Here is a 22,921-nt window from a genome sequence, read left to right on the forward strand (position 1 = left end):
CCGATCAGCATCTCCGGGTCCGGGCGGGCAACGCCCCGGCGACACGTTCCGAACGGGCGAAGCCATATGCTGCACAGCATGACGATTGAGCCGGAGCAGCAGATCGGAGTCGGGACGCAGGACGCGTTCCAGCGCCTGTGGACGCCTCACCGGATGGCGTACATCCAGGGGGAGAACAAGCCGACCGGGCCAGGGGCCGAGGACGGCTGTCCGTTCTGCGTGATTCCGTCGAAGTCGGACGAGGACGGGCTCGTCATAGCGCGGGGTGAGCAGGTGTACGCCGTGCTCAACCTCTACCCGTACAACGGCGGTCACCTGATGGTGGTCCCCTACCGCCACGTCGCCGACTACACGGAGCTGGACGCGGCGGAGACCGCCGAGCTCGGTGAGTTCACCAAGCGGGCGATGATCGCGCTGCGGTCCGCGTCCGGCGCGCACGGCTTCAACATCGGCATGAACCAGGGCGCGGTGGCGGGCGCCGGAATCGCCGCCCACCTGCACCAGCACGTCGTGCCCCGGTGGGGCGGCGACACCAACTTCATGCCGGTCGTCGGGCACACCAAGGTGCTGCCGCAGCTGCTCGCGGACACCCGCGCGATGCTCGCCGCCGCCTGGCCGGCCACGTCCGAACTGGCCTAGGGGCCCGCACCGCCTGGCATCCGGAGGCGCCGGCCTCCGGAGAACGGGGGGCCTCCGGAGACCGAGGGGCTCGGTGCCTACGCGTCGTAGACGTCGGCCTTCTTCGTGCCCGGGTCCTGGACCGCTCCGCTCAGGATCAGCGAGCGGTTGGTGAAGCGCTCCGTGTCCACGCCGTGGTCGTCGAGCACCGCGATGGTCGCCGCGTGGACCGCGCGCATCACGGGCGTCGCGGCGCGGATCGCGTCGTCGGCCATGAAGCGGTGCCGCCAGGGCTGCGCGGCCCAGGCGTGCCGCAGGCCGAACGGCTCGGGCAGGACCAGCTTGCCGCCGAGGAAGTCCAGGATCGACGGGAACCAGGTCAGCGGGGCCCGGACCGCCTTGCGGACGATCTCGTCCGTCTCCAGGAGCGGCAGCTGGACCGTCCGGGTCTCCCAGAACTTGACGGTCTTGGAGACGTCCTTGGTCTTCGCCGCCGGCTTCGAGGTGAAGAGCGAGTGGACCGGGCCGAGCGCGTGACCGGTCACCTCCACGCGCAGCGTGTGGTGCAACGAGGTCACCGTGATCATCATCGTCAGGACGAGCTGCCCGTCCCAGAGCGTGAACTGCACGCCGAGGTAGTGCCGGTTGCCCGCGCCGAACTGCTGGTCGTTGCAGATGCGCTGTATCTCGTGCGGCTTGACCTGGAAGTGCACGATGTTGTCGCCGTCGGGCCGGGCGACCTCGTCGGCGCCCTCGCCGACCGGGGAGACGATCCAGTGCTTGACGGTCGGCTTGGGGAAGCCGGTCTTCAGGGAGCCCCGCTCCAGCAGGGTCAGCTGGTCGTGGATCTTCCGTACGACGTCCCAGGCGCGGAAGTCGTGGATCTCGCGCCCGTCCTTGGGGATGAGCTCCTCGGCCAGCGTCCAGCTGCCCCAGCGGGTGCCCATGCCCAGTATTCCCTTGGGGCCCGCGTAGAAGACGATGTTGGACTGCTGCTCGGCGGAGAGCTTCTCCAGGTTCTGCCGGAGCTCCTCGGCGGCCTTCTCGGTCGGGTCCCCGGGGACGGCCTCGGGGATCTTGGCGCCGATGCCGCCGCCGCTCAGCAGCGCGGTCCAGCGTTCCCGCAGGTCCCTGGCCGTGGACTCGCAGATCCGCTTGGCGAGGAACCAGCCGAGGACCGGGGCGACGATCATGGCCCGGAGATAGATCCCGAGGAAGCCGCCGAACGGCAGCTTGATCATGAAACCCACCGCGATCAGGGCGGCGACCAGCAGGATCACCGTGCCCAGCGCGCTGGTGCGCTTGTTCTCCGAGCCGGCGACCATGCGGCGCAGCTGGATCACGCCGAGCCAGAGCAGCAGTCCGGGCAGGAACAGGACGCCGAAGACGAAGGTGACCAGGGTCAGCCTGACGTCCCGCTGCTTGCGGATGCCGGTGGCGGCCAGACAGTGCTCGACCACGGGCTGCGGGTCGGTGCCGAAGGACTGGATGAGCGCCTTGCGGGCCCCGCCGAGCATCCGCACCTGGACCGCGCGCGAGAAGGCCTCGCCGAGGTCGGGACGGAAGAGCCTGGCCCACTTGCCGTCGGTGACCTTGGACTTGTGCCAGTCGTTGTTGGCGTCCAGGATCGCCGCCACCGGACTGTCGCGGTACGCGGCGGAGGCCAGGGCATGGGTCGCCGCCGTCTGTCCGTCCGAGCCCTGCAGCGGAATCTGCGCCCCGGGTCCGAAACTGCCGATCGTCACTGATGCCCCCATCGCCGCGTGCCCGCGTGGTTCACCGCGTCTTCCTCTGCGGCCTGTTCCCGACTACCGCGCCCCGCACACCTGCTGAGCTGGGCACCACAGCGTAGCCGGGTACCGGCGGGTGCGTCACGAGTCGGCCGAATGCCGCCCACCGGAGGGGAGTTGGACGGCGGCATCCGGTCATCGGCATCGGGACGGTCCGGAGCTCCGAGACGGTCGGGGCACCGCCGGGCCGGTCCGGGCGGTCGGGGCACCGCCGGGCCGGTCCGGGCGGTCGGCTAGGCGCCGTGCCCGGCCTGTTCGCGGATCCTCTCCGTGAGGTGGGGCGGCATCGGCTCGTGCCGGGCGTACGAGCGGTCGAAGCGGCCGGTGCCGTGCGAGACCTGTCGGAGGTCGATCGCGTACCGGCCGATCTCGATCTCGGGGACCTCCGCACGCACCAACGTCCGTCCCGGCCCCGCCTGTTCGGTGCCGACGACCCGGCCGCGCCGTCCGGACAGGTCGCTCATCACCGGACCCACGTACTCGTCGGGGACGAGGACCCGCACCTCGGCGACCGGCTCCAGGAGCCGGATGCTCGCCTCGGCCGCCGCCTCCCGCAACGCCAGGGCGCCCGCGGTCTGGAAGGCCGCGTCGGAGGAGTCGACCGAGTGGGCCTTGCCGTCCCGCAGCGTGATCCGCACGTCGACCAGCGGATGACCGGCGGCGACCCCGCGCGCGGCCTGCGCCCGGACGCCCTTCTCGACGGACGGGATGAACTGGCGCGGAACAGCCCCGCCCACCACCTTGTCGACGAACTCGATCCCGCTCCCCGTCGGCAGCGGCTCCACGTCGATCTCGCAGATCGCGTACTGGCCGTGGCCACCGGACTGTTTGACGTGCCGGCCCCGTCCCGCCGACGGCCCGCCGAAGGTCTCCCGGAGTGCCACCCGGTGCGGTACGGCGTCGACCTGCACCCCGTACCGGCTGCGCAGCCGCTCCAGCGCCACGTCCATGTGCGCCTCGCCCAGGCACCACAGGACGACCTGACGGGTGTCCTGGTTCTGTTCGAGCCGCATGGTCGGGTCCTCGGCGACCAGCCGGGCGAGACCCTGCGAGAGCCGGTCCTCGTCGGCCTTGCTGTGCGCCTCGATCGCGAGCGGCAGCAGCGGGTCGGGCATCGTCCAGGGCTCCATGAGAAGCGGATCGTCCTTGCCGGAGATCGTGTCGCCGGTCTCCGCGCGCCCCAGCTTGGCCACGCACGCCAGGTCGCCGGCGATGCACCGGCCCAGCTGGCGCTGCTGCTTGCCGAAGGGCGAGGTCAGCGCCCCGACCCGTTCGTCGACGTCGTGGTCCTCGTGGCCCCGGTCGGCAAGGCCGTGACCGGAGACATGGACGGTCTCGTCCGGTCGCAGGGTGCCGGAGAAGACCCGGACCAGCGAGATCCGGCCGACGTACGGGTCGGATGCGGTCTTGACGACCTCGGCGACGAGCGGCCCTTCCGGGTCGCAGGTGAGCGCGGGCCGCGGGACGCCGTCCGGTGTGGTCACCGCCGGGGCCTCGCGCTCCAGCGGCGTCGGGAACCCGCCGGTGATCAGTTCGAGCAGCTCGACGGTGCCGAGCCCCTGCTTTCCCCCGTCCGACGCGGGCGCCGCGGCGAGCACCGGATGGAAGGTGCCCCGGGCGACGGCCTTCTCCAGGTCGTCGATCAGGGACGCGATGTCGATGTCCTCGCCGCCGAGATAGCGGTCCATGAGGGTCTCGTCCTCGCTCTCGGCGATGATCCCCTCGATGAGCCGGTTGCGGGCCTCGCCGATCAGCGGCCGCTGGCTGTCGTCCGGCAAGCCCTCCTGCCGTACGCCCGTGGAGTAGTCGAAGATCCGCTCCGAGAGCAGCCCGACCAGACCGGTCGTCGGCGCGTGCCCGTCCGGCGCCTCGGTCCCGTACAGCGGCAGATAGAGCGGGAGGACGGCGTCCGGGTCGTCCCCGCCGAGGACGGAGGAGCAGACCGAGGTCAGCTCGTCGTAGCCGGTGCGGGCGGTGTCCAGGTGCGTCACGACGATGGCGCGGGGCATGCCGACGGCCGCGCACTCCTCCCACACCATGCGGGTCGAACCGGCGATCGCCTCGGCCTCCTGGGCGGCCGAGACGACGAAGAGGGCCGCGTCCGCCGCGCGCAGACCGGCCCTCAGCTCCCCGACGAAGTCGGCGTACCCGGGGGTGTCGAGGAGGTTGATCTTGCACCCGCCCCATTCGAGCGGGACGAGCGAGAGCTGTACGGAACGTTGCTGGCGGTGCTCGATCTCGTCGTGGTCGGAGAGCGTTCCGCCGTCCTCGACCCGGCCGGCCCGGTTGACCGCCCCCGCGGTCAGCGCCAGCGCCTCGACGAGGGTCGTCTTTCCCGATCCGCTGTGGCCGACCAGTACCACGTTCCGTACGTCCGAGGGCCGGTCGGCCGTCGGAGCCCTGCCGGCGGCCCCGGAGTGTGCGTTCGCCTTGTCGCCCATGATGGGTCCTCCCGATCGCTTGCACCGCTCGCTCGCACGGTGAGGCGGGGCGCGGGCGCGGGGGGAGACGCTGGGCAAGCTCCGAAGGTGCCCGCGGTTGTCCTTCGAGCTTTGCACCGACGTCATGGTGCGTCCATACGTCGTACGCGACGCGACGGACGGGTGCCCGGCGGACCGGCGGCAGCCTCGCTGGCTACGATGGGCGGGCCGGTGGTCATTGGGGCCGCGCGGCCCACCGAACCTCGGGAAGGCCATGCTGAACAAGTACGCGCGTGCATTTTTTACGCGTGTCCTCACACCGTTCGCCGCGTTTCTGCTTCGCCGGGGTGTCAGCCCCGACGCGGTCACGCTCATCGGCACGGCCGGAGTGATGGCGGGAGCCCTGGTCTTCTTCCCCAGGGGAGAGTTCTTCTGGGGCACGATCGTCATCACCCTCTTCGTCTTCTCGGACCTGGTCGACGGCAACATGGCCCGGCAGGCGGGGATCTCCAGCCGCTGGGGCGCGTTCCTCGACTCGACCCTCGACCGGGTCGCCGACGGCGCCATCTTCGGTGGCTTCGCGCTCTGGTACGCGGGCACGGGCGACGACAACGTGCTCTGCGCGGTCGCCATCTTCTGCCTCGCCAGCGGTCAGGTCGTCTCGTACACCAAGGCGCGCGGAGAGGCGATCGGCCTTCCGGTCGCCGTCAACGGTCTGGTGGAACGGGCCGAGCGGCTCGTGATCTCGCTGGTCGCCGCGGGCCTCGCCGGACTCCACGGCTTCGGAGTGCCGGGCATCGACGTCCTGCTGCCGATCGCGCTGTGGATCGTGGCCGTGGGCAGCGCGGTGACCCTCGGCCAGCGGGTGGTCACCGTACGGCGGGAGTCGGCCGAGGCCGACGCGGCCGCGGGCGCCGCCGACGCGGGCGGCCCGCGCGGGAACGAGGCGACGTCATGAGCGGGATGAAGGACCGGCTGACCGACTCGCTGTACGGGCTCGGCTGGGCGACCGTGAAGAAGCTTCCCGAGCCGGTCGCGGCCGGGCTGGGGCGGCGGATCGCCGACACCGCCTGGAAGCGGCGGGGCAAGAGCGTGCTGCGGCTCGAGTCCAACCTCGCGCGCGTGGTGCCCGACGCCTCGCCCGCGCGGCTCGCCGAGCTCTCGCGGGCCGGCATGCGCTCGTACATGCGGTACTGGATGGAGTCCTTCCGGCTGCCGACCTGGAGCAAGGAACGGGTCGAGCGCGGCGTCTCCATCAAGGACGTCCACCACCTGGTCGACGGCCTCGCCGCGGGCCGGGGCGTCGTCCTCGCCCTGCCCCACCTGGCCAACTGGGACCTCGCCGGGGTGTGGGTCACCCGCGCGCTGGGCGTGCCCTTCACCACGGTCGCGGAGCGGCTGAACCCGGAGACGCTGTACGACCGGTTCGTCGCCTACCGCGAGTCGCTGGGCATGGAGGTCCTGCCGCACACCGGTGGCGCCGCCTTCGGGACGCTCGCGCGGCGGCTGCGCGCGGGCGGCCTGATCTGCCTGGTCGCCGACCGCGACCTGTCCGCATCGGGCACCGAGGTCACCTTCTTCGGCGAGACGGCACGGATGCCGGCGGGCCCGGCGATGCTCGCCCAGCAGACCGGCGCGCTGCTGCTGCCCGTGACGCTCTGGTACGACGAGACACAGGTCATGAAGGGGCAGATCCACGCGCCCGTCGACGTACCCGAGTCAGGTACGCGGGCCGAGAAGACGTCCGTGATGACACAGGCACTGGCGGACGCCTTCGCCACCGGCATCGCGGACCACCCGGAGGACTGGCACATGCTCCAGCGACTGTGGCTGAAGGACCTGGAGGAGCGCGAGCCGCTCGGCGAGGAGCGACGACCGTGAAGATCGGCATCGTCTGCCCGTACTCCTGGGACGTGCCCGGTGGCGTGCAGTTCCACATCCGGGACCTCGCCGAGCACCTGATCAGGCTCGGCCACGAGGTCTCGGTACTCGCCCCCGCCGACGACGAGACGCCGCTTCCGCCGTACGTCGTCTCGGCGGGGCGTGCCGTGCCGGTGCCGTACAACGGATCCGTGGCGCGGCTGAACTTCGGCTTCCTGTCGGCGGCGCGGGTACGGCGCTGGCTGCACGACGGCACCTTCGACGTGATCCACATCCACGAGCCGGCCTCGCCCTCGCTGGGCCTGCTGAGCTGCTGGGCGGCGCAGGGGCCGATCGTCGCCACCTTCCACACCTCGAACCCGCGCTCGCGGGCGATGATCGCCGCGTACCCGATCCTGCAGCCCGCGCTGGAGAAGATCAGCGCGCGGATCGCGGTGAGCGAGTACGCGCGACGGACCCTGGTCGAGCACCTGGGCGGCGACGCGGTGGTCATCCCCAACGGCGTCGACGTCGACTTCTTCGCGCGCGCCGAGCCGAAGGCGGAGTGGCAGGGCCAGACCCTGGGCTTCATCGGGCGGATCGACGAGCCGCGAAAGGGCCTTCCGGTCCTGATGAAGGCGCTGCCGAAGATCCTCGCGGAGCGGCCGGAGACGCGGCTCCTCGTCGCCGGGCGCGGCGACGAGGAGGAGGCGGTGGCCTCGCTGCCGCGCGAGATGCGGGACCGGGTGGAGTTCCTCGGGATGGTCAGCGACGAGGACAAGGCCCGGCTGCTGCGCAGCGTCGACGTCTACGTGGCGCCGAACACCGGCGGTGAGAGCTTCGGGATCATCCTTGTCGAGGCGCTGTCGGCGGGCGCGCCCGTCCTCGCCTCCGACCTGGACGCCTTCGCCCAGGTCCTGGACCAGGGCGCGGCGGGCGAACTCTTCACCAACGAGGACGCCGACACGCTGGCGGACGCGGCGATCCGCCTCCTCGGGGACGAGGCCAGGCGCGAGGAACTGCGCAAGCGCGGCAGCGCGCACGTACGGCGATTCGACTGGTCGACGGTGGGCGCGGACATCCTCGCGGTCTACGAGACGGTGACCGACGGCGCGGCCTCGGTGGCGACGGACGAACGCGTGGGCCTGCGGGCGAGGTTGGGCCTGGCGCGGGACTGACGCCCGGTCGCGGGCGGGCGGTTGGGGGCGACTGACGCGCACCGGCGGAACGGACGCCCCCGGCGGGCACGTCTCCGGTCGTCCGCACCGCCCCGGTAGCCTGTGCGCCCGTGACCCAAACCCTGATCTGGACCGTCGTCGCGCTCATCGCGATCGGCCTGTACCTCAGCTGGACCGCCGGCCGGCTCGACCGCCTGCACGCGCGGATCGACGCGGCCCGCGCCGCCCTCGACGCCCAGCTGCTGCGCCGCGCCTCGGTCGCCCAGGAGCTGGCCACGTCCGGAGTGCTCGACCCGGCCGCCTCGATCGTGCTCTACGAGGCCACGCACGCCGCCCGGCAGGCCGAGGAGGACCATCGTGAGGTCGCCGAGAGCGAGCTGAGCCAGGCGCTGCGCGCCGTCTTCGGCGAGACCGAGCAGGTCGAGGCGGTACGGGAGGCCCCGGGCGGCGAGGAGGCGGCGGGCGAACTCGCGGCGGCCGTCCGCCGCGTCCCGATGGCCCGCAGGTTCCACAACGACGCGGTGCGCGCCGCGCGGGCGCTGCGCCGTCACCGTACGGTGCGCTGGTTCCGGCTCGCGGGCCACGCCCCCTTCCCGCTGGCCTTCGAAATGGACGACGAGCCGCCCGTGGCCCTTGCTGATCGTCCGGCCTGACCCCCGTAGCCTGCGAAATCAACGAAAACGATCCACCGGCTCCCTATTGGCCCTTGCTGTGGACTGCTGCGGGAATGTTTCCTCACTCTTGTCTCAACACCGCTTTCACGAGTGAGGTCCCCGTGTCCACCACGCTTCCCACCAGCACCCAGTCTGCAGATTCCTCGGCTGTCGGCACGTCCCGCGTCAAGCGCGGCATGGCCGAGCAGCTCAAGGGCGGCGTGATCATGGACGTGGTCAACGCCGAGCAGGCGAAGATCGCCGAGGATGCCGGCGCTGTCGCCGTCATGGCCCTGGAGCGGGTCCCCGCCGACATCCGCAAGGACGGCGGCGTGGCCCGGATGTCCGACCCGAACATGATCGAGGAGATCATCGGCGCGGTCTCCATCCCCGTCATGGCCAAGTCCCGCATCGGCCACTTCGTCGAGGCCCAGGTCCTGCAGTCGCTCGGCGTCGACTACATCGACGAGTCCGAGGTCCTCACCCCGGCCGACGAGGTCAACCACTCCGACAAGTGGGCCTTCACCACCCCCTTCGTCTGTGGCGCCACCAACCTGGGCGAGGCCCTGCGCCGCATCGCCGAGGGCGCGGCCATGATCCGCTCCAAGGGCGAGGCCGGCACCGGCAACGTCGTCGAGGCCGTCCGCCACCTGCGCCAGATCAAGAACGAGATCGCCAGGCTGCGCGGCTACGACAACAACGAGCTGTTCGCCGCCGCCAAGGACCTGCGCGCCCCGTACGAGCTGGTCAAGGAGGTCGCCGAGCTCGGCAAGCTGCCGGTCGTGCTGTTCTCCGCCGGTGGTGTCGCCACCCCCGCCGACGCCGCGCTGATGCGCCAGCTCGGCGCCGAGGGCGTCTTCGTCGGCTCCGGCATCTTCAAGTCCGGCGACCCGGCCAAGCGCGCCGCCGCCATCGTGAAGGCCACCACCTTCTACGACGACCCGAAGATCATCGCGGACGCCTCCCGCAACCTGGGCGAGGCCATGGTCGGCATCAACTGCGACACCCTCCCCGAGTCCGAGCGCTACGCCAACCGCGGCTGGTAGTCCCTGCCATGACCACCCCCGTGATTGGTGTCCTGGCCCTCCAGGGCGACGTACGGGAGCACCTGATCGCCCTGGCCGCGGCGGACGCCGTGGCCAGGCCGGTCCGGCGCCCCGAGGAGCTCGCCGAGGTCGACGGCCTCGTCCTGCCCGGCGGCGAGTCCACCACCATCTCCAAGCTGGCCGAGCTCTTCGGCCTGGCGGCACCGCTGCGCGAGCGGATCGCCGCGGGCCTGCCCGTCTACGGCACCTGCGCCGGTCTGATCATGCTCGCCGACAAGATCCTCGACCCGCGCTCGGGCCAGGAGACCTTCGGCGGCATCGACATGATCGTCCGCCGCAACGCCTTCGGGCGGCAGAACGAGTCCTTCGAGGCCGCCGTCGAGATCCGCGGCATCGAGGACGGCCCCGTCGACGGCGTCTTCATCCGCGCCCCGTGGGTCGAGTCCGTCGGTGCCGAGGTCGAGGTCCTCGCCGAGTACGGGGGCCACATCGTCGCCGTACGGCAGGGCCGGGCCCTGGCCACCTCGTTCCACCCCGAGCTCACCGGTGACCACCGCATCCACGCCCTGTTCGTCGACATGGTGCGCGACGCGCGGTGACGAGGTCCCGGTAGGATCTCTGGGGTTGGTGCAGAAACTGGTTACGCGAAGGAGACAGGCAGATGTCCGGCCACTCTAAATGGGCTACGACGAAGCACAAGAAGGCCGTGATCGACGCCAAGCGCGGCAAGCTCTTCGCGAAGCTGATCAAGAACATCGAGGTCGCCGCCCGGACCGGCGGCGCCGACCTGGACGGCAACCCGACGCTCTTCGACGCCGTGCAGAAGGCGAAGAAGAGCTCGGTCCCGAACAAGAACATCGACTCGGCGATCAAGCGCGGCGGCGGCCTCGAGGCCGGCGGCGTCGACTACGAGACGATCATGTACGAGGGCTACGGCCCCAACGGTGTCGCGGTCCTCATCGAGTGCCTGACCGACAACCGCAACCGTGCCGCCTCCGACGTCCGCGTCGCCATGACCCGCAACGGCGGCTCCATGGCCGACCCGGGCTCGGTCTCGTACCTGTTCAACCGCAAGGGCGTCATCGTGCTGCCCAAGGGTGAGCTGACCGAGGACGACGTCCTCGGCGCCGTCCTCGACGCGGGTGCCGAAGAGGTCAACGACCTCGGTGAGAGCTTCGAGGTCATCAGCGAGGCCACCGACATGGTCGCCGTCCGTACCGCCCTCCAGGAGGCCGGCATCGACTACGACTCGGCCGATTCCAACTTCCTCCCGACCATGCAGGTCGAGCTGGACGAGGAGGGCGCGCGCAAGATCTTCAAGCTGATCGACGCGCTGGAGGACAGCGACGACGTGCAGAACGTCTTCGCCAACTTCGACGTCAGCGACGAGGTCATGGCGAAGGTCGACGCCTGAGCGCGACCACTTCCACGGCGGGCCGACGGGGACACACCCCGTCGGCCCGCCGCCGTTCGTGCGTCGTTGTCAGTGCCAGCCGATAGCCTGCACAAACAGATATACGAAGACGGTCCACGGTCCAGGGAGGGGCTCAGGTGCGCGTGCTCGGGGTGGACCCGGGGCTGACCCGGTGCGGTGTCGGCGTCGTCGAGGGGGTGGCGGGCCGCCCGCTGACGATGCTCGGCGTCGGTGTCGTACGGACCCCGGCGGACGCGGAGACGGGTGTGCGACTGGTCGCCGTCGAGCGCGGCATCGAGGAGTGGCTCGACGAGTACCGCCCCGAACTGGTCGCCGTGGAGCGGGTGTTCAGCCAGCACAACGTCCGTACGGTGATGGGCACCGCCCAGGCGAGCGCCGTCGCCATGCTCTGCGCCTCACGCCGGGGCATCCCCGTCGCCCTGCACACCCCCAGCGAGGTCAAGGCCGCCGTCACCGGCAGCGGACGGGCCGACAAGGCCCAGGTCGGCGCCATGGTCACCCGGCTGCTCCGGCTCTCCGCCCCGCCCAAGCCGGCCGACGCGGCCGACGCCCTCGCGCTGGCCATCTGCCACATCTGGCGGGCCCCGGCCCAGAACCGGCTGCAGCAGGCCGTGGCCGCCCATCACGCATCGAAAGGCCGTTCCGCATGATCGCCTTCGTCAGCGGCCCGGTCGCCGCGCTCGCCCCCACCACCGCGGTCGTCGAGGTCGGCGGCATCGGCATGGCCGTCCAGTGCGCACCGAACACCATCGCCGGGCTGAGGATCGGTCAGGAGGCGCGCCTGGCCACGTCGTTGGTGGTCCGCGAGGACTCCCTGACGCTGTACGGCTTCGCCGACGACGACGAGCGCCAGGTCTTCGAGCTGCTCCAGACCGCGAGCGGGGTCGGCCCGCGCCTCGCCCAGGCCATGCTCGGCGCGCACAGCCCGGACGCCCTGCGCCTCGCCGTCGCCACCGGCGACGAGAAGGCCCTGACGGCCGTCCCCGGCATCGGCAAGAAGGGCGCCCAGAAGCTCCTCCTGGAGCTCAAGGACAAGCTCGGCCAGCCCCTCGGCACCAGCGGCCTCCTCGGCGCCCAGCGCGTGGTGGCCTCCGGCCCCGCCCCGTGGACGGAGCAGCTCTCCGCCGCCCTGATCGGCCTCGGCTACGCGAGCCGCGAGGCGGAGGAGGCGGTCTCTGCGGTGACCCCGCAGGCCGAGGCGGCGATTGCGGAGTCCGGCGCGGCGCCCGTCCCGCAGCTGCTGCGGGCGGCCCTGCAGACCCTGAACCGCGCCCGCTGAGACGTCCGCCGCGCGGAGCCTCCTCCCGCCGTAGGCGCCCCGCCCGTACAGACGCCCGCACCACACCACGAAGGCAGACCACGTGAACTGGGACGACGACACCGCACCGGAGGTCGAGGACCGTATCGTCGGCGCCTCCGCCGACGGCGACGAGCAGGCCGTCGAGGCGGCGCTGCGCCCCAAGGACCTCACCGAGTTCGTCGGCCAGGAGAAGGTCCGCCAGCAGCTCGACCTCGTCCTCAGGGCCGCCCGCCAGCGCGGCGCCACCGCCGACCACGTCCTGCTCTCCGGCGCCCCCGGCCTCGGCAAGACGACCCTCTCGATGATCATCGCGGCGGAGATGAACGCCCCGATCCGGATCACGTCGGGCCCCGCCATCCAGCACGCCGGCGACCTGGCCGCCATCCTCTCCTCCCTCCAGGAGGGCGAGATCCTCTTCCTCGACGAGATCCACCGGATGTCCCGGCCCGCCGAGGAAATGCTCTACATGGCCATGGAGGATTTCCGCGTCGACGTCATCGTCGGCAAGGGTCCCGGCGCCACCGCCATCCCCCTGGAACTGCCGCCCTTCACCCTGGTCGGCGCCACCACCCGGGCCGGACTCCTGCCGCCCCCGCTCCGGGACCGCTTCGGCTTCACCGGCCACATGGAGTTCTACGACCCCGGCGAGCTGGAGCGGGTCATCCACCGCTCCGCCGGCCTCCTCGACGTCGAGATCGACACCGCCGGAGCCGCCGAGATCGCCGGCCGCTCCCGGGGCACCCCCCGGATCGCCAACCGCCTCCTGCGCCGTGTCCGCGACTACGCCCAGGTCAGGGCGGACGGCGTGATCACCCGCGAGATCGCCGCCGCCGCCCTCGGCGTCTACGAGGTGGACAGCCGCGGTCTCGACCGGCTCGACCGGGGCGTCCTGGAGGCCCTCCTCAAGCTCTTCGGCGGCGGACCCGTCGGCCTGTCGACCCTCGCCGTCGCCGTGGGGGAGGAGCGGGAGACCGTCGAGGAGGTCGCCGAGCCCTTCCTCGTACGCGAGGGACTCCTGGCCCGTACTCCGCGTGGTCGGGTCGCCACTCCCGCGGCATGGGCGCATCTCGGACTCGTTCCGCCGCAGGCAGCGGCCCCGGGCGCGCCCGGAAGCGGACAACAGGGGCTCTTCGGGGCGTGACGGCGCGGTGACGGCGCGGAGACTGGTCGGACGAGGAACCACGGTGCGATGCTGGACGTTGTTCCAATGATGCGGACTCGCCTAGACTCCGCCGATGCCGACCTTTCTGGTCGGCGCGCCCACCCCCGAAGATCAGGCCGCGGGTTCTCCGCGTCCGTGCGAAGGAAACCCGTCCCGTGAGTATCGTGACCCTCCTCCCCTTCATCGTCCTCATCGGGGCCATGTTCCTGATGACCCGCTCTGCGAAGAAGAAGCAGCAGGCGGCCGCGCAGATGCGCGACGAGATGCAGCCCGGTACCGGCGTGCGCACGATCGGGGGGATGTACGCCACCGTCAAGGAGATCGCCGACGAGACCGTCCTCCTCGAGGTCGCGCCCGGCGTCCACGCCGTCTACGCGAAGAACGCCATCGGCGCGGTCCTCTCGGACGACGAGTACAACCGCATCGTCCACGGTGACGAGCCGGACACCGAGGCGGTCGTCCCGGACGACGCCTCCTCGCTGACCGAGTCGTCCGAGGCGGGGGAGCCGGCCGAGGCCGGCGCGTCGGACGAAGTCGTCGAGGACGCCAAGCCCGACCTGACCAAGAAGGCGCAGGCCGTCGAGGCCGACGCCGAGGTCAAGGCCGAGGCCAAGAAGGACGGCACCACGGACGGCGAGACCGAGGCGAAGTAGTCGCGACCGGGGACCGCGGTACGCCCACCGGCGTCCGCGGTCCCCGGCACGATTCCACGTCTGCGGGGGCAGGTCCCCACACACACTTCGTGGCCGCACCGCGCACACCCGGCGCGGGACGGTTGGACAGGGAGAAACGACAAGGTGGCAGCACCGAAGAAGGGCCGAAGGCCGGCGGGGGGCCCGGGGGGCCAGAGCAGGCCGGGGCGTGCCCTGGCACTGATCCTGATCGCCATGGTCGCGCTCACGGGCGGCATGTTCTGGTCCGGTCACACCACGCCGCGGCTGGGCATCGACCTCGCCGGCGGTACGTCGATCACGCTGAAGGCGAAGGCCGACCCCGGCCAGGAAGACGCCGTCAACGAGACCAACATGAACACCGCGGTCGGCATCATCGAGCGCCGTGTCAACGGTCTGGGTGTCTCCGAGGCCGAGGTCCAGACGCAGGGCCGCGAGAACATCATCGTCAACATCCCCCGGGGTGTGAACGAGAAGCAGGCCCGTGAGCAGGTCGGCACCACCGCCCAGCTCTACTTCCGGCCCGTGGTGACCTACGCGCCGTCCGCCCCCGCCGAGCAGCCCGCGCCGAGCGCCAGCTCCTCGACGGCGCCGAAGCCCTCGGCGTCCGGCGCGACCGCGGACCAGGGCAAGGACGGGAAGTCGGCCACGCCGTCGGCGAGCGCCTCCACCCAGGGCCGCGCGGTCTCCGAGGCCCTGAAGGCCCCGAGCCCGACGCCCACGCCGAGCGGCTCCACCGCCCCGAAGCCCTCCGGCACCCCGAGTGCCGACCCGGCGACCTCTGCCCTGGAGCAGAAGTTCGCCGCCCTGAACTGCCTCGACCCGAAGCAGCGGGCCGCCGCCGCCCAGGGCTCCAAGCCCACCGACTCCATCGTCGCCTGCGGCAAGAACTCGGTCGGCCAGTGGGAGAAGTACCTCCTCGGCCCGGCCGAGGTGGACGGCAAGGACGTCGACGACGCGCAGGGCACCTTCGACCAGCAGCGCGGCATGTGGATCGTGAACATGGAGTTCACGGACGCCGGTGCCAAGAAGTTCTCGAAGATCACCAGCAAGCTGTCGCAGCAGCAGGAGCCGCAGAACCAGTTCGCGATTGTCCTGGACGGTGAGGTCGTCTCGGCGCCCTCCGTGCGCACGGTGCTGAGCGCCAACGCGGAGATCTCCGGCAGCTTCAACCAGCAGTCCGCCCAGGACCTCGGCAACATCCTGTCCTACGGCGCCCTGCCGCTCTCCTTCGACACCCAGAGCGTCGACACCGTCACCGCCGCGCTCGGTGGCGAGCAGCTGGAGGCCGGTCTGATCGCCGGCGCCATCGGCCTCGCCCTGGTCGTCCTCTACCTGATCGTCTACTACCGCGGCCTCTCCCTGATCGCGCTGCTCAGCCTCGGTGCCTCGGCCCTGCTGACGTACGTGCTCATGGCCCTGCTCGGCCCGGCCATCGGCTTCGCGCTGAACCTGCCGGCCGTCTGTGGCGCCATCGTGGCCATCGGTATCACCGCGGACTCGTTCATCGTCTACTTCGAACGCATCCGCGACGAGGTCCGCGAGGGCCGTTCGCTCCGCCCGGCCGTCGAGCGCGCCTGGCCGCGCGCCCGTCGCACGATCCTGGTCTCCGACTTCGTGTCGTTCCTCGCCGCCGCGGTGCTCTTCGTGGTCACGGTCGGCAAGGTCCAGGGCTTCGCGTTCACCCTCGGTCTGACCACCCTGCTCGACGTGGTCGTGGTGTTCCTCTTCACCAAGCCGCTGATGACGCTGCTCGCCCGTACCAAGTTCTACGGCGAAGGCCACGCCTGGTCCGGGCTGGACCCGAAGCGCCTCGGCGCCAAGCCGCCGCTGCGCCGCTCCCGCCGTGTCTCCGCCCCCGCCGACCACCCGAAGGAGGCGTGAGATGGCGAAGAAGCGCGACAGTCTCGGCGCCCGGCTCAACCGCGGTGAGGTCGCCTACGACTTCATCGGGAACCGCAAGCTCTGGTACGGCCTGTCCATCCTGATCACCATCACGGCGATCGTGGCGCTGGCCGTCCGAGGCCTGAACATGGGCATCGAGTTCCAGGGCGGTGCCGTCTTCACCACTCCCAAGTCCGAGGTCTCGGTCTCCCAGGCCCAGGAGTACGCGGAAGAGGCCTCCGGCCACGACGCGCTGGTCCAGAAGCTCGGCAGCGGCGCGCTGCGCATCCAGGTCGGCGGCCTCGACACCGAGAAGTCCGACCAGGTCCGCTCCGAGCTCGCCAAGGACCTCGGCATCGCCGAGAGCAAGATCGCGGCGGAGCTGGTCGGTCCGAGCTGGGGTGAGCAGATCGCCAACAAGGCATGGACCGGTCTCGCGGTCTTCATGATCCTCGTGGTGATCTATCTGGCCATCGCCTTCGAATGGAGAATGGCGGTAGCGGCGCTCATCGCCCTGATCCATGACCTGACCATCACCGTCGGCATCTACTCACTCGTGGGCTTCGAGGTCACGGTCGGTACGGTCATCGGTCTGCTGACGATCCTCGGATATTCGCTGTACGACACGGTCGTCGTCTTCGACTCCCTCAAGGAGGGAACGAAGGACATCACGAAACAGACCCGCTACACCTACAGCGATCTGGCCAACCGTTCGATCAACGGCACGCTGATCCGTTCGATCAACACCACCGTCGTGGCCCTGCTGCCGGTCGCCGGCCTGCTCTTCATCGGTGGCGGCGTCCTCGGCGCCGGCATGCTGAACGACATCTCGCTGTCGCTCTTCGTCGGCCTCGCCGCCGGCGCCTACTCCTCGATCTTCATCGCCACCCCGCTCGTCGCCGACCTCAAGGAGCGCGAGCCGGCGATCAAGGCCCTGCGCAAGCGCGTGCTCGCCAAGCGCGCGGCGGCGGCAGCCAAGGGCGAGAGCCTGGACGGCGCCGACTCGGAGGACCACGGGGACGGCTTCGACGAAGACGACGACCGCGCCGCCGTCGTGGGCCAGCGCGGCCGCGGCGGGCGGGCGTCGGAGCAGCGCGGATGACCGCCGGGACCCAGGACACCACGGCCCTGCTCCTCAGTCGGATCCGGGACGTCCCCGACTATCCGAAGCCGGGCGTGCTGTTCAAGGACATCACCCCGCTGCTCGCGGACCCGGTGGCGTTCACCGCGCTGACCGACAGCCTCGCCGCGCTGTGCGCCACGCACGGTGCGACGAAGATCGTCGGGCTAGAGGCGCGTGGCTTCATCCTCGCCGCACCGGTCGCCGTCCGCGCGGGCCTGGGCTTCGTCCCGGTCCGCAAGGCCGGCAAGCTCCCCGGTGCGACGCTGCGGCAGGCCTACGAGCTGGAGTACGGCACCGCCGAGATCGAGGTGCACGCCGAGGACCTGGCCGCGGGCGACCGCGTCATGGTCATCGACGACGTCCTCGCCACCGGCGGGACCGCCGAGGCCTCCATCGAGCTCATCCGGCGTGCCGGGGCCGAGGTCGCGGGCGTCGCGGTCCTCATGGAGCTCGGCTTCCTGCCCGGCCGTGCCCGTCTGGAGCCCGCCCTGCGCGGCGCTCCGCTGGAGGCACTGATCACGGTCTGACACCGCACGTCGGACCGCGCACGTCGACAGCTGTCGGTCGGCACCGCACCACGTCGACACCGCACCCGCCTGCGGTGAGGGGCGCCCCGGGGAATCCCCGGGGCGCCCCCTGTCGTTGTCCCGGTATGTCCCGGAACGGGGCCCACGCGCGCGTGGCGCCCGTCTCACCACCCGCACGCGTGAGCACGGCGGCTCCGGGGTCGATACCATGGCCTTTCCGGGCCTGACCGGGGGACCCGGTACCGCACGAGGAGCGCTCTTGCCAGACGAGGCCCAGCCACTCTCCGCCGCGCAGCCCGACCCGCAGGCCGACAAGGCCCTTGCGGCGGAGCCCGCGACGCCCCCGAACAAGCCTGCGGAGAGCACGCCCACGCCCGTGGCCCCCGCCCCGGCAGAGGCCCCGGCCCCGGCCCCGGCACCCACGCCGAAGACCCCCACGCCGAAGCCCGCGCCCACCCCCGCCACCCGCTCGGGCGGCTCGTCCAACCGTGTCCGCGCCCGCCTCGCCCGGCTGGGCGTCCAGCGCTCCTCCCCGTACAACCCGGTCCTCGAACCGCTGCTCCGGATCGTCCGCTCCAACGACCCGAAGATCGAGACGGCGACCCTGCGCCAGGTCGAGCGGGCCTACCAGGTCGCCGAGCGCTGGCACCGCGGCCAGAAGCGCAAGAGCGGCGACCCGTACATCACCCACCCGCTCGCCGTCACCACCATCCTCGCCGAGCTCGGCATGGACCCGGCGACGCTGATGGCCGGACTCCTGCACGACACCGTCGAGGACACCGAGTACGGCCTCGACACCCTGCGCCGCGACTTCGGCGACCAGGTCGCGCTGCTCGTCGACGGCGTCACCAAGCTCGACAAGGTCAAGTTCGGCGAGGCCGCGCAGGCCGAGACGGTCCGCAAGATGGTCGTCGCCATGGCCAAGGACCCCCGCGTCCTGGTCATCAAGCTCGCCGACCGCCTGCACAACATGCGCACCATGCGCTACCTCAAGCGGGAGAAGCAGGAGAAGAAGGCGCGCGAGACCCTGGAGATCTACGCGCCGCTCGCCCACCGCCTGGGCATGAACACCATCAAGTGGGAGCTGGAGGACCTCGCCTTCGCGATCCTCTACCCCAAGATGTACGACGAGATCGTCCGGCTCGTCGCCGAGCGCGCCCCCAAGCGCGACGAGTACCTCGCCATAGTGACCGACGAGGTCCAGACCGACCTGCGCGCCGCCCGCATCAAGGCCACCGTCACCGGCCGGCCGAAGCACTACTACAGCGTCTACCAGAAGATGATCGTCCGCGGCCGTGACTTCGCGGAGATCTACGACCTGGTCGGCATCCGCGTCCTCGTGGACACCGTCCGCGACTGCTACGCGGCGCTCGGCACCGTCCACGCGCGATGGAACCCGGTCCCCGGCCGGTTCAAGGACTACATCGCGATGCCGAAGTTCAACATGTACCAGTCGCTGCACACCACGGTCATCGGCCCCAACGGCAAGCCCGTCGAGCTCCAGATCCGTACGTTCGACATGCACCGCCGCGCCGAGTACGGCATCGCCGCGCACTGGAAGTACAAGCAGGAGGCCGTCGCCGGCGCCTCCAAGGTGCGCACCGACGTGCCCAGGAGCGTCGGCAAGGACGACCACCTCAACGACATGGCGTGGCTGCGTCAGCTGCTCGACTGGCAGAAGGAGACCGAGGACCCGGGCGAGTTCCTGGAGTCCCTGCGTTTCGACCTGTCGCGCAACGAGGTCTTCGTCTTCACCCCCAAGGGTGACGTCATAGCGCTGCCCGCCGGCGCCACCCCCGTCGACTTCTCCTACGCCGTCCACACCGAGGTCGGCCACCGCACCATAGGGGCCCGGGTCAACGGGCGGCTCGTGCCGCTGGAGTCGACGCTCGACAACGGCGACCTGGTCGAGGTCTTCACCTCCAAGGCATCCGGCGCGGGTCCCTCCCGCGACTGGCTGGGCTTCGTCAAGTCGCCGCGCGCCCGCAACAAGATCCGCGCCTGGTTCTCCAAGGAGCGCCGCGACGAGGCGATCGAGCAGGGCAAGGACGCCATCGCGCGGGCCATGCGCAAGCAGAACCTGCCGATCCAGCGGATCCTCACCGGCGACTCGCTCGTCACCCTCGCCCACGAGATGCGCTACAGCGACATCTCCTCGCTGTACGCGGCGATCGGCGAGGGCCACGTCACGGCCCAGTCCATCGTCCAGAAGCTGGTCCAGGCGCTCGGCGGCGAGGAAGCCGCCAACGAGGACATCGCCGAGACCGCGCCGCCCACGCGCGGACGTTCCAAGCGCCGCTCCAGCGCCGACCCCGGTGTCGTCGTCAAGGGTGTCGAGGACGTCTGGGTCAAGCTGGCCCGCTGCTGCACGCCCGTACCCGGCGACCCGATCATCGGCTTCGTCACCCGGGGCAGCGGCGTCTCGGTGCACCGCAGCGACTGCGTCAACGTCGACTCGCTCTCCCGCGAGCCGGAGCGCATCCTCGAGGTCGAGTGGGCGCCGACCCAGTCCTCGGTCTTCCTGGTCGCCATCCAGGTCGAGGCCCTGGACCGGTCCCGGCTGCTCTCGGACGTCACCCGCGTCCTGTCCGACCAACACGTCAACATCCTGTCGGCGGCCGTCCAGACCTCCCGCGACCGGGTCGCCACCTCGCGCTTCACCTTCGAGATGGGCGACCCGAAGCACCTCGGCCACGTCCTGAAGGCCGTCCGGGGGGTGGAGGGCGTCTACGACGTCTACCGCGTCACCTCGGCCCGCCGCCCGTAGGGGCACGAAGACACCCGTAGGGGACACGACGAGAAGGGCCCCGGTACCTGTTCCAGGTACCGGGGCCCTTCTCGTCGCACCGGCGGGACACATCGCCGACCGCCGAACCTACCGGCCGCCGAACTCCTCCAGGCCCTTCAGGGCCTGGTCGAGGAGCGCCTGGCGGCCCTCCAGCTCACGCGCCAGCTTGTCGGCCTTGCTGTCGTTGCCGGCCGCGCGAGCCGCGTCGATCTGCTTCTGGAGCTTGTCGACCGCGTCCTGCAGCTGGCCCGTCAGACCCGCGGCACGCGCGCGTGCCTCCGGGTTCGTCCGGCGCCACTCCGACTCCTCGGCCTCCTGGATCGCCCGCTCCACCGCGTGCATCCGGCCCTCGACCTTGGGCCGGGCGTCGCGCGGAACGTGGCCGATGGCCTCCCAGCGCTCGTTGATGGAGCGGAAGGCCGCACGTGCCGCCTTCAGGTCCCCCACGGGCACCAGCTTCTCGGCCTCGACCGCGAGATCCTCCTTCAGCTTGAGGTTCTCGGTCTGCTCCGCGTCCCGCTCGGCGAAGACGCCGCCGCGCGCCGCGAAGAACACGTCCTGGGCGCCGCGGAAGCGGTTCCACAGGTCGTCCTCGTGCTCGCGCTGGGCGCGGCCCACGGCCTTCCACTCCGCCATCAGCTCGCGGTAGCGGGCGGCCGTGCCACCCCAGTCGGTGGAGTTCGACAGCGACTCCGCCTCGGCGACCAGCTTCTCCTTCGCCTTGCGGGCGTCCTCGCGCTGCGCGTCCAGCGAGGCGAAATGCGCCTTGCGGCGCTTGGAGAACGCCGAGCGGGCGTGCGAGAAGCGGTGCCACAGCTCGTCGTCGGACTTCCGGTCGAGCCTCGGCAGGCCCTTCCAGGTGTCCACGAGCGCGCGCAGCCGCTCACCGGCGGACCGCCACTGCTCGCTCTGCGCCAGCTCCTCGGCCTCCTTGACCAGCGCCTCCTTGGCGCCGCGCGCCTCGTCGGCCTGCTTGGCCTTCTGGACCTTGCGCTCCTCGCGGCGCGACTCCACGGTCTCGACCAGCTTGTCGAGACGCGTCGCCAGCGCGGCGAGGTCACCCACGGCGTGATGCTCGTCCACCTGCTGCCGGATGTGGCCGATCGCGGCAGTGGCGTCCTTCGCCGAGAGGTCGGTGGTCTTCACCCTCTTCTCGAGGAGGCCGATCTCGACAACCAGGCCCTCGTACTTGCGCTCGAAGTAGGCCAGTGCCTCCTCGGGAGTGCCGGCCTGCCACGATCCGACGACCTTCTCGCCCTCGGCAGTACGCACGTACACGGTGCCCGTCTCGTCGACGCGGCCCCACGGGTCGCTGCTCACAGCGCCTCCTCCACATGATGCCGACGAGGGGGCTCTCACCCCCTGGGCATCGTCCACAGTTTCCCGGCGGGCCTCGCCCGCCCTCAACAACGCGGATACAGGACCGCGCTGCACAACGCCAATCTAGGCGACCGGCCGCCCGGCTGTCCGCTCTCCGCGCGACCGAAATTGGGCGGTCACGCGGCGTGTCACTTCTTGGTGACCGTGCCCTTCTCGATCGTGACGGCCGACTTCGGCGCGCCGTCCTTGGCGCCGCCCTCGACCCCGCCCGCCGCGACGTCCTTGACGACCTGGAGACCGGCCGGGTCGATCGTGCCGAAGGGGGTGTAGCTCGGCGGAAGTTTGGTGTCCTTGTAGACGAGGAAGAACTGGCTTCCGCCGGAGCCCGGCTGGCCGGTGTTGGCCATCGCGACCGTGCCCGCGGGGAAGGTCACCGTGCCGTTCGCGCCGGCCTTGCCGAGCGCGTCCAGATTCTCGTCCGGGATCGTGTACCCCGGGCCGCCGGTGCCGTCGCCCTTCGGGTCACCGCACTGGAGGACGAAGATGCCCTCGGTGGTCAGCCGGTGGCACTTGGTGCCGTCGAAGTACTTCTTGTCCGCCAGGTGCTTGAACGAGTTCACCGTGTGCGGGGTCTTCGCGGCGTCCATCGCGATCCCGATGTCGCCCCTGGTCGTCTTCAGGGACATCGTGTACGTGGCCTTCTTGTCGATGGCCATCGCCGGCTCCGGCGTCTTCGGCTCGCTCGCCGAGGGCGTCGGGGCGGCCGAGTTCGACGGGGTGTCGCTCGCCGCCGCGTTGTCGGAGCCCTTGTCCTCGCCGTCGGTCAGCGCGACCGAGGCGTACACCGCTCCACCGGCGGCCAGCACCACGGCGAGCGAGGCGGCGATCACGGTGTTGCGGCGCCTGGCCTTCTGATGCGCCTCCTGCCGCCGCTGCTGCTGTCGCGCGTACTTCTCCCTGGCGAGCTGCCGCCGCCGCTGATCGCTGCTGACCACCGGGTCTGCTCCTTGTCGCTCGTCTGTTCCTGTCCTGGCCGGATGTGCCCGTACCGTATACGGGTTGGCTGTGGAATACGCAGCGCCGGTAGGCTCTGATCTGCCGCTTCCGCTCCGCCGCACTCCGTGCCGGACGACAATTAAGGACGAT

At 71.0% G+C, this 22,921-nt stretch carries 20 protein-coding genes; 16 read left to right on the top strand and 4 right to left on the bottom strand.

The features are described 5' to 3' along the window. Positions 1-66 precede the first annotated feature (66 nt). Positions 67-639, top strand: coding sequence for an HIT family protein (locus ACIPPS_RS26015; protein ID WP_401436511.1), 573 nt, complete (start codon positions 67-69; stop codon positions 637-639). 77 nt (positions 640-716) lie between these two features. On the opposite strand, the gene ACIPPS_RS26020 is transcribed toward ACIPPS_RS26015, so the two are convergent. Continuing rightward, positions 717-2,375, bottom strand: coding sequence for a hypothetical protein (locus ACIPPS_RS26020; RefSeq protein ID WP_401436514.1), 1,659 nt, complete (start codon positions 2,373-2,375; stop codon positions 717-719). Between the two features lie 266 nt (positions 2,376-2,641). Then, positions 2,642-4,849, bottom strand: a complete 2,208-nt coding sequence (locus ACIPPS_RS26025) for an elongation factor G-like protein EF-G2 (protein ID WP_401436517.1) — start codon at positions 4,847-4,849, stop codon at positions 2,642-2,644. Between the two features lie 253 nt (positions 4,850-5,102). Between ACIPPS_RS26025 and pgsA the strand changes: the two genes are divergently transcribed. The 15 genes from pgsA (at position 5,103) to ACIPPS_RS26100 (ending at position 20,434) form a co-directional block, all read left to right on the top strand. Further along, on the top strand, positions 5,103-5,786 hold the full coding sequence (pgsA, locus tag ACIPPS_RS26030; protein ID WP_401436520.1) for a phosphatidylinositol phosphate synthase: 684 nt from the start codon (positions 5,103-5,105) through the stop codon (positions 5,784-5,786). Further along, on the top strand, positions 5,783-6,709 hold the full coding sequence (locus ACIPPS_RS26035) for a phosphatidylinositol mannoside acyltransferase (protein ID WP_401436522.1): 927 nt from the start codon (positions 5,783-5,785) through the stop codon (positions 6,707-6,709). Before pgsA ends, ACIPPS_RS26035 begins: the two co-directional genes overlap by 4 nt. Continuing rightward, entirely contained in the window at positions 6,706-7,866 is a 1,161-nt protein-coding gene (locus tag ACIPPS_RS26040; protein WP_401436524.1) for a glycosyltransferase family 4 protein, read from the top strand. Before ACIPPS_RS26035 ends, ACIPPS_RS26040 begins: the two co-directional genes overlap by 4 nt. A 110-nt stretch (positions 7,867-7,976) precedes the next feature. Continuing rightward, a complete protein-coding gene (locus ACIPPS_RS26045; RefSeq protein WP_401436527.1) occupies positions 7,977-8,519 on the top strand; it encodes a hypothetical protein in 543 nt (180 codons plus the stop codon). 74 nt (positions 8,520-8,593) lie between these two features. Beyond that, the gene (gene pdxS, locus ACIPPS_RS26050) at positions 8,594-9,565 is read left to right on the top strand and encodes a pyridoxal 5'-phosphate synthase lyase subunit PdxS (RefSeq protein ID WP_401436529.1); all 972 of its coding nucleotides are present in this window, start codon (positions 8,594-8,596) and stop codon (positions 9,563-9,565) included. An 8-nt stretch (positions 9,566-9,573) separates the two neighbouring features. Then, complete coding sequence (pdxT, locus tag ACIPPS_RS26055) at positions 9,574-10,164, top strand: pyridoxal 5'-phosphate synthase glutaminase subunit PdxT (RefSeq protein WP_401436531.1); 591 nt, start codon at positions 9,574-9,576, stop codon at positions 10,162-10,164. A gap of 62 nt (positions 10,165-10,226) precedes the next feature. Then, positions 10,227-10,979 (top strand): YebC/PmpR family DNA-binding transcriptional regulator, encoded by a 753-nt coding sequence (locus ACIPPS_RS26060; RefSeq protein ID WP_401436534.1) that lies wholly within the window; start codon positions 10,227-10,229, stop codon positions 10,977-10,979. A gap of 137 nt (positions 10,980-11,116) precedes the next feature. Then, on the top strand, positions 11,117-11,650 hold the full coding sequence (gene ruvC / locus ACIPPS_RS26065) for a crossover junction endodeoxyribonuclease RuvC (protein ID WP_401436537.1): 534 nt from the start codon (positions 11,117-11,119) through the stop codon (positions 11,648-11,650). Then, on the top strand, positions 11,647-12,279 hold the full coding sequence (gene ruvA, locus ACIPPS_RS26070) for a Holliday junction branch migration protein RuvA (protein WP_401436540.1): 633 nt from the start codon (positions 11,647-11,649) through the stop codon (positions 12,277-12,279). Before ruvC ends, ruvA begins: the two co-directional genes overlap by 4 nt. A gap of 82 nt (positions 12,280-12,361) precedes the next feature. After that, positions 12,362-13,441 carry a Holliday junction branch migration DNA helicase RuvB gene (gene ruvB, locus ACIPPS_RS26075; protein WP_401436543.1) on the top strand — a complete coding sequence of 360 codons (1,080 nt, stop codon included), beginning with the start codon at positions 12,362-12,364 and terminating at the stop codon, positions 13,439-13,441. A gap of 176 nt (positions 13,442-13,617) precedes the next feature. Then, a complete protein-coding gene (yajC, locus tag ACIPPS_RS26080; protein ID WP_401436546.1) occupies positions 13,618-14,115 on the top strand; it encodes a preprotein translocase subunit YajC in 498 nt (165 codons plus the stop codon). A 144-nt stretch (positions 14,116-14,259) separates the two neighbouring features. Further along, positions 14,260-16,017 (top strand): protein translocase subunit SecD, encoded by a 1,758-nt coding sequence (secD, locus tag ACIPPS_RS26085; RefSeq protein ID WP_401436549.1) that lies wholly within the window; start codon positions 14,260-14,262, stop codon positions 16,015-16,017. A 1-nt stretch (position 16,018) separates the two neighbouring features. Next, on the top strand, positions 16,019-17,119 hold the full coding sequence (gene secF / locus ACIPPS_RS26090; protein ID WP_401436552.1) for a protein translocase subunit SecF: 1,101 nt from the start codon (positions 16,019-16,021) through the stop codon (positions 17,117-17,119). Further along, positions 17,116-17,667, top strand: a complete 552-nt coding sequence (locus ACIPPS_RS26095) for an adenine phosphoribosyltransferase (RefSeq protein ID WP_401436554.1) — start codon at positions 17,116-17,118, stop codon at positions 17,665-17,667. Before secF ends, ACIPPS_RS26095 begins: the two co-directional genes overlap by 4 nt. Positions 17,668-17,926: 259 nt before the next feature. Then, on the top strand, positions 17,927-20,434 hold the full coding sequence (locus ACIPPS_RS26100) for a RelA/SpoT family protein (RefSeq protein WP_401436557.1): 2,508 nt from the start codon (positions 17,927-17,929) through the stop codon (positions 20,432-20,434). Between the two features lie 108 nt (positions 20,435-20,542). Here ACIPPS_RS26100 and ACIPPS_RS26105 read toward each other — a convergent pair whose 3' ends face one another. Next, positions 20,543-21,775 carry a DUF349 domain-containing protein gene (locus ACIPPS_RS26105; protein WP_401436559.1) on the bottom strand — a complete coding sequence of 411 codons (1,233 nt, stop codon included), beginning with the start codon at positions 21,773-21,775 and terminating at the stop codon, positions 20,543-20,545. 188 nt (positions 21,776-21,963) lie between these two features. Then, positions 21,964-22,770 (bottom strand): peptidylprolyl isomerase, encoded by an 807-nt coding sequence (locus tag ACIPPS_RS26110; protein WP_401436562.1) that lies wholly within the window; start codon positions 22,768-22,770, stop codon positions 21,964-21,966. Positions 22,771-22,921 lie beyond the last annotated feature (151 nt).

The organism is Streptomyces sp. NPDC090127, assembly GCF_044746945.1.
Lineage (GTDB): Bacteria > Actinomycetota > Actinomycetes > Streptomycetales > Streptomycetaceae > Streptomyces.

Excerpts from the sequence above, each read along its gene's own strand:
- ACIPPS_RS26020 (WP_401436514.1), bottom strand. The coding sequence starts at position 2,375 with ATGGGGGCATCAGTGACGATCGGCAGTTTCGGACCCGGGGCGCAGATT.
- pgsA (WP_401436520.1), top strand. The coding sequence starts at position 5,103 with ATGCTGAACAAGTACGCGCGTGCATTTTTTACGCGTGTCCTCACACCG.
- ACIPPS_RS26095 (WP_401436554.1), top strand. The coding sequence starts at position 17,116 with ATGACCGCCGGGACCCAGGACACCACGGCCCTGCTCCTCAGTCGGATC.
- secF (WP_401436552.1), top strand. The coding sequence starts at position 16,019 with ATGGCGAAGAAGCGCGACAGTCTCGGCGCCCGGCTCAACCGCGGTGAG.
- ACIPPS_RS26025 (WP_401436517.1), bottom strand. The coding sequence starts at position 4,849 with ATGGGCGACAAGGCGAACGCACACTCCGGGGCCGCCGGCAGGGCTCCG.
- pdxT (WP_401436531.1), top strand. The coding sequence starts at position 9,574 with ATGACCACCCCCGTGATTGGTGTCCTGGCCCTCCAGGGCGACGTACGG.
- ACIPPS_RS26015 (WP_401436511.1), top strand. The coding sequence starts at position 67 with ATGCTGCACAGCATGACGATTGAGCCGGAGCAGCAGATCGGAGTCGGG.
- ACIPPS_RS26060 (WP_401436534.1), top strand. The coding sequence starts at position 10,227 with ATGTCCGGCCACTCTAAATGGGCTACGACGAAGCACAAGAAGGCCGTG.
- ruvA (WP_401436540.1), top strand. The coding sequence starts at position 11,647 with ATGATCGCCTTCGTCAGCGGCCCGGTCGCCGCGCTCGCCCCCACCACC.
- pdxS (WP_401436529.1), top strand. The coding sequence starts at position 8,594 with ATGTTTCCTCACTCTTGTCTCAACACCGCTTTCACGAGTGAGGTCCCC.
- ACIPPS_RS26035 (WP_401436522.1), top strand. The coding sequence starts at position 5,783 with ATGAGCGGGATGAAGGACCGGCTGACCGACTCGCTGTACGGGCTCGGC.